Below are 12,500 nucleotides of genomic sequence, written 5' to 3' on the forward strand. Positions count from 1 at the left end.
GCTTTAAAGTCATCCTATTATTGTGCAGGTATTGTTGAATAGCTTTGGCTAAAACCACGGAATTGCGGCTGTATTATCACTTATTTTTGTGCTTATGCACAAAAGTGAGGGGGGATTTGGGAGGGAATTGATTTTATTTTGTTGAAGAAGATTAGCAAATATTTTTATTTGCCAATCTTCAATATCGGGATTTAGGGTTATTGGTACTTATAGGCGACGAATAAGGGATTCTACGTAGGCGGGAGTGCGCGCATTGAGAATGGGATCGGCCGAAGGTGTAATACCTTTTGGCAGTAACACTGGGTTAAATATACCTTTATCGCATTGCTGAACTTGAGGATCGCTGTCTCGTTCGCCGTTAATAATCACTTGACCGACGAGTAAGCGTTGACGGGTTTGTGGCCAGATAGCCATTGGATCATCAATCACATCGCCTTTTTCGGCGAGCTGGATATAAAGATTCCATTGTGCGGGCTGGGTTTGAATACGCTTGAGTAATTCAGCTTGTAAAAAATTATCGCTAAGATTGGCCAGTTCTTCTGTGCTTAGTGCAGCTGTGCCTGCAACAGGTTCAAAAATCCAACGTCCCGGTTGGATCTCGCCATTTTTAGCCGTAAATAGAAAACTGTTTACACCGTAATAGGGGCTATTGGCAAAACTTGGGCTAGGAGGCAACTGTTTAACAAAATCGAAGAAGGCTTTGGCGTGTGGCTGATTATCAATAAGCCATTGTTTACCTTCTGCACCTTGTTTACTTTTTGTTTGAAAGGTAAAAAACTCGTCAAGATTGCTGGCAAAGAATACAGGAATATTGGTCGTCACAAAATTCAGGTTTTCTTTATCGCCATCAATCTTAAGCGACATAAAGCGCCCCGGGGTTTTGTCTGAAATCTTTGGGTTAGCGCCGCCGAGGGAGAAACGTGCCGTTACTTTAATCGTATCTTGATTAAAAAATGGAATCGTTAGCGTGTCTTGTAGTTTTGGATTGGGCTTAAAGCTACCGGAGGTGCAAAACCCTTTAGTGTGATTACGCAGTTTGACTTTTTTACCCGCTTCTCGACTTGCCGCATCGGGCGTGCCATTAACGGCATCAACCAATTCTGGAATCGTTTTTTCGGCAGCAATTAATGTAGGGGAAGTTAGAGCAAAGCCAGTAATAAGGCATGCTTTAGCGAGTAAAGTGAGTTTTATTGGGTTCATTGCAATTCCTTTCAATGGGTTGAGTCAAATAATGTTTAGCATTGATTGCAGTATTAGAAAGGCAATACGGTAAAAATCTTTCAATTGATCTTTTAATAAATCAGAAAGATTATTTAACCTGAACTCGGGATAGTGGCTGTGGTAACGAATTAATCTTATTACCTTATTCGAAAAATTAACTCTACAGAGGTAGTTTTTCCGTTATCAAGGCAAGTTTGCGTACCTAATAGTGGGCTATTAGTAGCAAAGTTAACGCAGATAAAGGGAAAAATAACCTGTAGAGACGCAGAGCTTATCCCGAGATCAGGTTATTTAACCGTTAAAAAAACAGGCTTGACCGCCGCGTTTATGTTTATCGACGGATTAAAGCGAACGGGTGGAAGTATCGATTAATTGTCCTAAATACAGGCTTAACAATCCATGTAGTGATTGAATATCAGCTTGAGTAATCTGTTGAATTTTATCGAGGCGGTATCTTAAGGTATTACGGTGAATAAACAGTGCATTAGCACATTGCTGCGCATCACCAAAGTGAGTGATATACGCCGCTAAGGTTTTACGTAACTGTCCATTTTTATCGGCCTTAGCCAGTTGCTGATAAGGTGATGCTAGGGCTTGACCGCGCCAATCATGTTTAAGCCCTGCAAGCAGCACTTGTAGTGAATAGGTTTCGAACAAGTACTTATTAGCTTCAGGGTTAAGTTGCTTACCTAAGGTTAAGGTTTCTTGCGCTGTTTGATAGGAGCGCGTGATGCCTCCTTTTTCAGGGAAAAAATGCCCAAGGGCAATTTTAAAGTGTAAATCCATTTGTGCCGGTAAGCGTTGTAGCAGTTTGTCGATACGCTGATTTTCAAGCTCAGGATCCCATTGTTTACCATCTAAAAAGGCTGGTTTTAAGATAACCAGTTGCGACATTGAGGTCATGGCAATTAAGTTACCTCGATCGGGATATTGCAACAAATGTAGCACTTGCTTCAGTGTTTCACTGACTCTGGGATTGTGTTCATCATTGGGCTGACGATTTTTTTGGCTTAGGTTTATGATGGGTGTCGGCACATTATTTTTTGAGAGATGTCGCGGTGAATCGATCTCACTGATTTCAATAATCGCGGCGACTCGTGGAAGATTAATATCAATCTCAAGTTGTTTCGCCCAGCGTTGCAACTGCTCATCATCGTTATTCTCAGCTTTGATTAGCTGCAGAATAAACTCTTCCCGTTGGCGGTTCTCCCACTGTAATTTATCTTGAAGATTCGCTTGTTCGACAATTATTTCAGCGGTCATTTTGAGCAATTCACCGTAATGAGTTAACTCACTTGGTTCGCCTGTAATACCCACCACACCAACGATTTGCCCTTGATAATGTAAGGGTAAATTGATACCGGGTTTTACGCCATGTAGCCCAGAGGCAACTTGTTGATTGATTTCTACATTACGGTTTTGTGCAATCGCTAGCAGTGCGCCCTCATGGATTGAACCAATGCGTTTAGGATCGCCAGAGCCTAAAATCACTCCTTGGCCGTTCATCACATTAATATTGTGGCCGATGATTTTCATTGTGCGGCTCACAATCTGTTTAGCAATAGCAGAATCAAGCAGATACATACAAGTGCCCAGTATATTGTTAAGGGTGTAATAGCGACGCAATGCGCATTTTGAGTTTGGGTAGCATATCGCGCTCAAATTCGGGATTGCGCTTCAGCCAGAGATTATTGCGAGGGCTTGGGTGGGGCAACACAATGTATTTAGGCCAATATTGCTGCCACTGCACAGTTGCTTGCGTCACTGTGATTGATTTTACTTTAATGCTTTTTGAGTGCGTCTTGCTAGCCTGTGCTGTTGTACTGAGTAGATCAATAGGCTCGCGGGGCAGGTGGTAATCAATCGCATACTGTCCGAGGATTACGATTAACTCAATATGTGGCATTAAGGCGAGTAACTGTTGATGCCAGGTGGCAGCGCATTCGGGTCGAGGAGGTTTATCGCCTTGTTTTTTGCCATTTTTCTCAATACTACCGGGAAAACAAAATCCCATCGGCACAATAGCAAAAAGAGTCGGATCGTAAAATTGTTCTCGCGTGACATCTAACCAAGTACGTAAACGCTCGCCGCTGGCATCATCAAAGGGAATACCTTTGTGATGGGTTTTAACGCCCGGTGCTTGGCCAGCAATTAAAATCCTCGCTTGGCTACTGGCCTGTAATATCGGTTTGGGCGCTAAGGGTAAATAGGCCTGACATAGTGTGCAGGCTCTAATTTTTATCAATAGCTCATCCATGGGCGCAGAAGAGGATGGGTGAGGCGGCACTTTAGTTAATGTATTCATAGGCGATTAAGATTGCAGCATCATTATAGTTTGGTATACCCAGTAGCCAAAAAGCGCATAACCAAGCGCTAAGCCTAGATAACTTAATCGTTTAGGTGCTTTACTGGGTGAAGAGGCCAAGCAGATGTGGGCTAACACAATGGTAAAAAAGGCGAATGGCGCAATCACGTAGCTTAGGGCTAAGATAAATAATGCACCCACGCTGATTATCCAGTCAGCATTATGATTCGCCACTTTTTCAATTTGGCAAAGCTGTAGCGGTAATAGAATCAACCCAATACCCACACAAATAATGCCTAAGTTAAGGGCCAAATCACTCCAACCTCTGTGGTCATAAATGGCTAATGCAATCGCCATTAAGGGGATAATCAGTGCGCTTAATACGTGACGTTTGGCAAATGTGGCATTGCGATACTTTCCCGCGAAAAAGAATAAGCCCTGTAAAAGCAGGTTGATTAAGGTAAATCCGCCAAGGCCGAGAATGATAAACAGGCTAGCAGTGCCGCCAGATGGGTCAAATGCCATAACGGGCATAGGCAGCAGGCTCAACCCTAATAAGGCAGGAGTTGATGATAGCCATTGATATTGGGTGACTGGAGAATAAATACGCATGAGCTCAGAAGATTAACCAAAAGATTGAATTAAGATCCGCTAAAGTGAACCAAAACTCAAGGAATAAGGTTTTTATAGGCTAACTTTAGTGCCAGAGTCTGATCTTATTCAAGATTCTCATATCATCTACCGTGATTTACTGACTTTAGTGGGGGATATTACGAGAAAAAAACCCGCAAAATGCGGGTTTTAGATGCTAATTTTAAATGCTGATTTTGAATATGAGTATAGCTATTGATTAGATTTTGTAGCTCATGCTCAGCATGATCATCTGCGCCGTGTAATCATGGCTATTACTGCCAAAGCCTACAACGTTCCAAATCCCATCAACGGCGATATCATTGGCGGCATCATTATCCTCATAATTCTCAATTTTGTAATCAAAGCGTAGCGCCATTTTCTCGCTGGCTTGATATTGAGCGTATAGGTTAACGTTGTGTACTTTGGCAAAATAATCGCCATAGTCACCGGTGATACCTTGTCTGACTTGAGTGTTACTGTCGGAGTCTGAGTAAGTATAATCCAGCCCTAGACGTAACTTATTTTCGAATAGGTTGTTGTAACTTAGGCCTGCGCCAACAACATCAATCTGATCTTCAATTAATCCAGTCCAGGTTGGTGTGCTGTAATTACTGCTACCAGCTTGTTCAGATTTAATCGTTTGATAATTGTAAAATGCCGTTGCCAGTATGTCATCGGTGATCATGTAGCTGATGTTAGCATCATAACTGGTGTCTTTTGACTCAGTTAAACCAATCACAGTATCGCTGTAGTCATCAAGGGCATAGCGAGCACCTAAATCAATCGTCAGGCTTTCGATAGGCGAGTGAGTAACACGAGCTTCGACTTGGGTTCTGTCACGATTAGCCAGATTATACTTACGTAACAGGCTGTTGGTTTCAGACGATGTCCATTCAGAGGCTTGGTATTGCGAGCCATCACGTTGACCGTAGCTGCCCTTTACCCACATATCCCACATCTCGAAACTATTAACTCGAAAACGTGCCCAGACAGTGTTTTCATCCGTAGTTTCACGGTCTTGATAATTACGTTCGTCACGTTTGAAATCATAGCCGCCATCAAGCTTCATGCCGTTGGTAATACGATAATCCGCCGCCACTTTGACGCGTTGGCTGGTGTTATCGTAAGGCGTGTTATAGGCCACCTTACCGTTGACATTGTTGATGCTGACTTGGGTCCACTGTTCAATCTGCGTATTGTTATCACGGTCGTTATAGTCGTAGCTACCACTTAAACGCAGTGAGTTAGTCACTTTGCTGACCACTTTTAAGTTTAAACCGATAAGGTCAACTTTGGCATCAACAGCTTCAGTTGGCACTTGATAACCATAACCTGAAGTCACTAACGCTTGGTCTTGACTCATCTGCCCGGCAAGTAAACGGCCAGTGAATACATGGGTACTGTCGTTATATTGACCCACTAACGACACTGTATGTGCCTGATTATCTGGGTCAAGGGCGAGAGTACCCGAGGTTTGTGCGCCAAAAGTAGGATTGAAAGCGCTGTCGAAGTTTAACTGGTTGTACTCGTTCTTAAAAATCGAGCCGTTGTAGTTAAGTGCAGTAAACCAACGATCGCCTTTAAGCTTGATGCCAGCTTCGATGGAGTCAGTGGTGTAATCCACAGGCTCAGCGAGCATCATCGATTGGTTGAAGAATCCACCTGATGTTTTTTTCAAACCGGTTTTTTCTTCACGCATGTAGCTCACATGTGTGCTCCACAGCGATTCACCTTGATAATCAAACCCTAAACCTGTGCGTTCACGTTTAAGCGACAGTTCTAAGGCATTGAGGTTATCCAATAACAAAGGCATTTGGCTGCTTGAACCCGCCGTTATCCAGTTGTCTGGTAGGGTTAAGTGGTTACCACCCATGCCGGAGTAGGGCGTTAAGGCACTATTGCTGTTGTACGTGGCAATCTGGCGATAGTTAACATTGACATTATATTGGCCTGGTTTGCCGGCGTTCACATCTAAGCGGCCGCCATCCATCCCCAGCTGATAAGCTTCAACGCTGGCGCGATAACCTTTTTCACCGCGAAAGGCTAAGTCTGCATCAAACTTACCCGCGACTTCATTTGAAGTGCCAAAGGCATTCGCTGAGCGAATATCAGCTTCGTTGTTGTAACCAATCCCTACGCCTACTGTGCCTGATGTTCCGGTTTCAACAAGGCAGCCTTTACAGCTCCAAGCGGACATTTTGACTTTTTCAGTATTGGCATTGGCCAAACCATACCCATCGGCCGCTATTGCAAAACCTGTGTTTGCTAGTAACGCCAGAGTGATCAAATTGAGTTTAAATTTCATTTTCTCGTCTCCTTAGCGCTGTAATAGCTTGCCAGATGGATGGTTTGAACCATGGATCTGACTGTGGCAATTTAAACAGCTCTTTCCACCCGTAAAGGCATTGTCACCGACATTTGAGCCTAACCCTGTATTACCTAAATAAGCATTGCTGGCGTGGCCATCGCTAGCGTGACATTGCTGACACAGCTGCGGTGCGCGGGTTTTCAACATGGCATCGTTCACGCTGCCGTGAGGATTGTGGCATGTAACACAATTCTCCGTAACGGGAGCATGTTCCCACAATTTTGGACCGCGTTTTTCGGCGTGGCAGGAATAACAAGTTTCGTTGATGGTAGGCTTGTTAAGATCGGAATCCGTCATGCTCCCATGGGGATTATGGCAATCGCTACAGGTCATTTGAGCCCATTTCAGTGGGTGACTTGAGCGCTTGTTCATGTCTGCTTTTTGCTTAGTGTGGCAGCTAGTACAGACTTCCATTTCAGTATTTTTTGATAACACAGGATCTTTTGCCACATGCACTTGGTGGCAAGAGGCACAAGCAACATCGGCATTGTCATGGTGATCCGCGTTCCAAGACATACGTTTATCGTCTAGGTGACAGCTCATACACACACTGTTTTGCTTGTCTGCACTTAAGGTCGATAACTTCCCAAAAGTGATCATCGGCTCATTGCCGCCTTTGTTGTGTTGACCTAAAGGACCATGACAGGCTTCACATTGTAGGCCAGCCATTGGGCTTTTCGATGAGTCGATTGCACCATGGACACCTTTGAAAAGGTCCATCACTTTTTCAGATTTTTTATGGCACATTAAACAAGAATCAGCACCTTTGGGGGAATAGTTGCCTTCGGCGAACTTTTTATCCAATGTGGCTTCAACTTGCTCAGGAGTCATTTTTTCATCCCACTTTGAGGCGTAAGCGCTCGGTGTTATGCATAATGACATCACCGCTGACATGGTCAAAGAGATGACCAGTACCGGCAGTAGGTTTTTAATTTTTAAGTTGTTTTTCATAATAGGCTTCCCAATTTGTCCCAACAATATTCAAGAAAGGGGGATAGAGCTCCCCCTGCTTGGGCAAATTACATTTTCACCTGAGTGTGATCTGTTGGTGTGGGTTTGTGACAGTAGAAACAGGTTTCTGACTGCGCCGCTTGGTTAGCTTGAACATAATCGCCGTTCACTATCGCGCCCATATTCTCTAAGCCATGGCCAATAGACTCTGGCGTATGGCATGAAGTACAAGTTGCAGTGATTGGCGTGGTGTACTTACCTGCAGATGTTGCCAATGCGCCTTTGACCTTGAATGCATCTAGGTTGAAGTCGTTATGACATTGAGTACATTCTTTAATGACACCCTGTTTGCCGTGAACCACGTGCAGTTTCATCTCAAATGCACCTTTGTTTGCGCCAGAGGCATAAGTACCATCAGGTGTATGACAAGCGACACAAGCATCAACACCAATGATCGCTTTACCGTTAGCATCTTTGGCATGTGATACTTGTTCTGTCATCACAAAACCTGAGTGATGGCCTTTGTGGATTTCGAAGGTATCACTGTGACAGCCTTGGCAAGTGCTAAACTCAACAGAGTTAACATGGCGCATGCTAGGTGCTTTTCCTGACTTAGTACCAAAGGCTAGTGCAGACTTCATACTGGTTGTGGCGCTGTCAGTGGTACATGCTGTTAAAGTTGTGCCAGTGTTACACATTTCTAAGCCGATAAAGGTAAAGGCAGTATCTGTGTCGCCAGCACCGAAAGGTAGGGCAGGTGTTGTGAATACCAGTTTACCGTCAACGATGCTTACATCTGCTTGCAGTGCACCATCCAAAATTAAATCTTTAGCTATTTTGGCTTTTCCACTACCTGGGCTTGGGTTGTAACCCATGATTGGGAAATTAGGGCCAACGTTCGTTGCTGTTTCTAAGCGTTTGATTTTGTCTTGAACTGTGGCAGCATCAATAGCGTTACCGTCTTTATCTAAGATAGAGACTGTTAATACCGCAGCATCATCAGCTTGAGCGGCTAATACTGCTGACATACCTAACTGCGCAATAACCGCTTTCTTATCGGCAGTCTTGCCAGTGTGTATTTCAGCAGTCCAATTACTGTTATGGCAGGCAATACAATTAGAGTTATCTAGCTGTTGTGAGTGACCTTTACCCGCTGCGAAATCGATATTGCTATGACAGCTTCCGCAGGTGGCAGCCGTTGGAATACGTGACCAATTACCCCAATCTGGCGCCGCATCACTGGCTGTGTGGCAGCTTTGACAGCTGTCTAATGAGCCTAAGGTTAAGTCTTTGTGTTTTGCGTGAACCAAAACATTGAACTCATTGCCAGGTTTTGCTTTACCTTCGGTATGGCAACTGGCGCAGAAGTTGACATCGCTGGTGTAGTGTTTAGCGTTGATGACATCTTCGTGGCAAGTATTACAGCTGGCAGTAGTGACGATTTTACGGCTATAGGTTGCTTCTGCGCCAGTGTCTGCAACGTAATCAAATATGCCGGTAAATACGGGCAGCGTAGTGCCATCTGGTAGTGGCGCTGGGGTTGTGCCACGGATATAGTTGTTTAGCACAATACGTTGTGCTAATTCACTGTTATAGGCTGCACGAGTGCTTGAGTTGAGGTTAGTGCTGAAGCTATAGCTGTAGCTGCCATTTTTGTTATCAACTAAGCTGCCGGCGCATTTTTTAACTTGAGGCGTTAAATCACAGGTCTCGTCAATAAGATATTGCCACTGGGAGGCATTACCCGCCCCTGTTGCACCTTGTGGTACCAGTTGTTCGGCATAAAATTTGAAATACTGTAAGCCGACAACTGGCATGTCATCTTCGTTAGTAACGCGAAAATCAACACGAGGTAGACCATCAGTTATTATTGCTTTTTCGAACGTGAAATTAAGCGTTTTAATAGCGCCTGCGGGTTCACCGCCAGGTTCACCCGGTTCACCAGAATTACCATCGCTGCCACCACAACCCGTTAAGGCCATAGTCACTGCACTTGCTGCGAGCAACAGTGCGATTTTAGTTTTATGTGTGTTCATCATTTTTTCCCTGCATAGGTTTGGCATTACTTAAACGTTATGTTCTAAAGCCAACAGATCTATGTCTGTATTTTTGGCCAGTAGAAGTATTAAGTGGATGCTGGAAATAGAATTCCCCAAGGAAAGGCTAACCTAACATGACCTTAAAATCTCCAAGGCCTTTGCTAATGTGTGACTTGGATCTTTCTATTTCTAAAGGGGTATTTAAAGCGAGGGCAAAAAATGATTTTAGAACGAAAAAACAGCAGTTTTTATCAGCGTTGTATCAATAATCTTTGTGCTATAAAACCAAGAACTTAATCCTTGGTGAGGTATAAAAAAATCCCCCGCAGAGCGGGGGATTTACTAAACCTAATGTGAGTCACGAATATTAGACCATCAGTGATGACTATTCGTGGTTCTGGTTCATATTAGTATTTCACTGGATGAACTTTATCCACGCCCGATGATTTACCTTCGCCGTGACAGGTAGCACAGGTTTCGCTACCTGGGGTATAAGTGCCAGCAGCACCGTTATACACACCACCGTTAGTCTCAAAGTGGCCAATCACAGCACTATTACCTTCAGCGGTTGGGGCATGGCAAGATGCACAGGCTGCAACCGTTGGTGAGTACTCCCCAGTGCTTGCAATAAACACAGGTTTATCGCCAAGTGTCGCTAAGTTTAGTTGCCCCTTGTCGTGGCACACGGCGCAGTTAGCTGGATTTTCAGGGAAGGTGACATCTGTTGTATAGCTACCAAAACGTCCACTACGCGTGTTAGCGTGTATTTGGTGAACCATGACTTTAAAATCAAACCCACGACTGAAATCTTTAGCTCGACCCGCACTATGGCCGGTACTATTTACTGCAGTGAGTGAGTTGTTGTGACAAGTGACACAGCTGCCATCAGTTAATGCAACGGCAGTGTTAGGCTCTGAAGTATGGCAACTACTACAGCCACTATCTGGTGAACCCGTTGGCCTGACACGTGAGTGTGCAACAGAGAAATCAGCCTGCTTACCATGACAGTTAGCGCATTTAGCTTCTGAGGCAACCACATTGCGAGCAACAAAAGGTGAGTCGCCTGCACTAATGCCCGCAAAATTGGCTTGGTTTGCAGCAATAATCACTTCAGTTTTATGAGTGATAGTGGTATCTGAACAATCGACGGCTTTAGTTTCTGATTGGTCTGCACAGACAAATAGCTTGGCTGATAGCGTTCCTTTTTTCAAAGCAATCATGTCAGGTTGTGTGATGCCAGCAATGGTGTAAGTGAGCGTATTACCCGTTTGTGCCATGGTGATAGCTGGATACTCTTTTACCAGATTGACTGAAAAACGTCCTGGGTGGGTACCAAATGTTGAGGCTTTATAGCCAATTTGGTATTCCTTATCCAGAGCTGCTGCAACTAACCACAATGCTTTTACTGATGTATCGGCGTTAGGTGCGGTATCGTTATGCCACTGAACGGTGAATGTGAGTTTGTTGCCTGACGCATCAAACGTACCATTACCTAATTTATAAGCATATTCGTCACGAATACTCTTAGTGACTACCGTTTTCGCTAAGTGATATTTAGCACTGCCTTCTTCGCCCTCAGCTGCGTGACATGCTGCGCAACCTCCGTTTTGGAAAACATTAACGAGGTCTGCACCTGGAATGCCATCAATCTCAGGTGTGGCGTAGTAGTGGAAGTAGTTACCTACAAAACCACGGTCCTTTTGGCCTTCAGGTGGTGTTAACCATTCACTGTTATCAACAGGGTTGAAACCTGTCATATGGCACGATGCGCAGGCTAATCCTCTGTGATGTTTGAAGTTATCAGCATCAACAGGCCCTTTGCCATCAGTACTGTGGCAAGATTCACAGGTACCGATAGAAACAGGTAATGTAACACGTTCAGAAACGTCTTTGCCTTCACGGAATAATGGGTATTCCGCTTTAGGTATTGTGCCACTAAAGTCATAAATGGTTCCGCCATAGCCCACCATGGTATAGGTGCCTTTGTGGATAGCATGAACCATAGCGCCCATATCTAAAGATGCGCCTGTTTCAGGGTCTTTACTGTAACTATTATGACAAACCTGACAGTTAGCAATCGCGATACGCTTACCACCGTGAAGTGCTAGCGGTTTAGCAGTCGAAGAGGTATCACTGTAATTTGTGTTGTGACACTTAATACAGTTTGCTTCTAAATCGACCACTGTACGTGTATCTGTTGCAGCGGCTTCTTTAAAGTTATCACTAGGTAAAAAGTCGATATGACTATTCACTAATTTAGCGTCTTTACTACCATCAGTTTGAAGCTCTAACGTAATGCGGTGCACTAATGCTGGATCGTAGGTTAAATCTAGACCATCTATAGGGTTTAATGCGCTTAAGTTGGCTTTAAATGTGTATCGATAAACACCAGCATCAACCACAGTTAAACAAGCTGTTTTACAGCTTGATTCAATATTGGCTTGAATTGCATCACCGGGCGTAAATTTAACGTCTTTAGCAACGCCACCAACGGTATAAGTATAATTTGTTAAGCTGCGAGCAGGATTAACGGCTTGCACAGTGTTAATATAACTCGTCCATTGTGGTGTTTTGTAGCCTTTACCACTTTCTGGGCTGAGCTTAGCAATCCCTAATCCTAGCGAATTGACTTGTGCATATTGTTCTAAGCCAGTAACTGGAACGCCATTAGCATTGGTTAGCACTATGTCAACACTGACGATGCCGTTATCAATTTTTACACCTTCAAGACTTGCCTTTAGTGTGGTCGCTTGGCCGACATCTAAGCCAACAGGACCTGGTTTTCCATCTTCACCATCTTTACCATCACTCCCACCGCAAGCGGTGAGCAGTAGTGAAAGTAAACCGGCACCCAACATCGCTTTTGTTGCGCTATTGAAATTGAACCGTTTCATCATGATATTTCCCTGCAATAATTGTAATCATCATCGAATACTGGGTAAATGGTAATAAATCTCATTACCCACATAGGATGTGTGGAATT

At 44.1% G+C, this 12,500-nt stretch carries 8 protein-coding genes; all 8 read right to left on the reverse strand.

What is annotated here, in order from left to right; genetic code table 11:
* Positions 1-207 precede the first annotated feature (207 nt).
* The gene (locus C9I43_RS04510) at positions 208-1,200 is read right to left on the reverse strand and encodes a catalase family peroxidase (RefSeq protein ID WP_107882371.1); all 993 of its coding nucleotides are present in this window, start codon (positions 1,198-1,200) and stop codon (positions 208-210) included.
* Between the two features lie 363 nt (positions 1,201-1,563).
* On the reverse strand, positions 1,564-2,805 hold the full coding sequence (locus tag C9I43_RS04515; protein WP_107882373.1) for a sugar diacid recognition domain-containing protein: 1,242 nt from the start codon (positions 2,803-2,805) through the stop codon (positions 1,564-1,566).
* Positions 2,806-2,824: 19 nt separating this feature from the next.
* Positions 2,825-3,478: a uracil-DNA glycosylase family protein gene (locus C9I43_RS04520; RefSeq protein WP_107884035.1), complete on the reverse strand. Its 654-nt coding sequence runs from the start codon at positions 3,476-3,478 to the stop codon at positions 2,825-2,827.
* Between the two features lie 54 nt (positions 3,479-3,532).
* The gene (locus tag C9I43_RS04525) at positions 3,533-4,138 is read right to left on the reverse strand and encodes a hypothetical protein (protein WP_107882375.1); all 606 of its coding nucleotides are present in this window, start codon (positions 4,136-4,138) and stop codon (positions 3,533-3,535) included.
* 238 nt (positions 4,139-4,376) lie between these two features.
* Positions 4,377-6,464 (reverse strand): MtrB/PioB family decaheme-associated outer membrane protein, encoded by a 2,088-nt coding sequence (locus C9I43_RS04530; protein ID WP_107882377.1) that lies wholly within the window; start codon positions 6,462-6,464, stop codon positions 4,377-4,379.
* Positions 6,465-6,476: 12 nt separating this feature from the next.
* Positions 6,477-7,478, reverse strand: coding sequence for a decaheme c-type cytochrome MtrA (gene mtrA, locus C9I43_RS04535; RefSeq protein ID WP_107882379.1), 1,002 nt, complete (start codon positions 7,476-7,478; stop codon positions 6,477-6,479).
* A 68-nt stretch (positions 7,479-7,546) separates the two neighbouring features.
* On the reverse strand, positions 7,547-9,517 hold the full coding sequence (locus C9I43_RS04540; protein ID WP_107882381.1) for an OmcA/MtrC family decaheme c-type cytochrome: 1,971 nt from the start codon (positions 9,515-9,517) through the stop codon (positions 7,547-7,549).
* A 407-nt stretch (positions 9,518-9,924) separates the two neighbouring features.
* Positions 9,925-12,414, reverse strand: coding sequence for an OmcA/MtrC family decaheme c-type cytochrome (locus C9I43_RS04545; protein WP_107882383.1), 2,490 nt, complete (start codon positions 12,412-12,414; stop codon positions 9,925-9,927).
* Positions 12,415-12,500 lie beyond the last annotated feature (86 nt).

The sequence above is a fragment of the Shewanella morhuae genome (assembly GCF_003028295.1).
GTDB lineage: Bacteria > Pseudomonadota > Gammaproteobacteria > Enterobacterales > Shewanellaceae > Shewanella > Shewanella morhuae.

Coding starts and splice junctions, on each gene's coding strand:
- C9I43_RS04515 (WP_107882373.1), bottom strand. CDS start 2,805: ATGTATCTGCTTGATTCTGCTATTGCTAAACAGATTGTGAGCCGCACA.
- C9I43_RS04530 (WP_107882377.1), bottom strand. CDS start 6,464: ATGAAATTTAAACTCAATTTGATCACTCTGGCGTTACTAGCAAACACA.
- C9I43_RS04545 (WP_107882383.1), bottom strand. CDS start 12,414: ATGATGAAACGGTTCAATTTCAATAGCGCAACAAAAGCGATGTTGGGT.
- C9I43_RS04510 (WP_107882371.1), bottom strand. CDS start 1,200: ATGAACCCAATAAAACTCACTTTACTCGCTAAAGCATGCCTTATTACT.
- mtrA (WP_107882379.1), bottom strand. CDS start 7,478: ATGAAAAACAACTTAAAAATTAAAAACCTACTGCCGGTACTGGTCATC.
- C9I43_RS04520 (WP_107884035.1), bottom strand. CDS start 3,478: ATGGATGAGCTATTGATAAAAATTAGAGCCTGCACACTATGTCAGGCC.
- C9I43_RS04540 (WP_107882381.1), bottom strand. CDS start 9,517: ATGATGAACACACATAAAACTAAAATCGCACTGTTGCTCGCAGCAAGT.
- C9I43_RS04525 (WP_107882375.1), bottom strand. CDS start 4,138: ATGCGTATTTATTCTCCAGTCACCCAATATCAATGGCTATCATCAACT.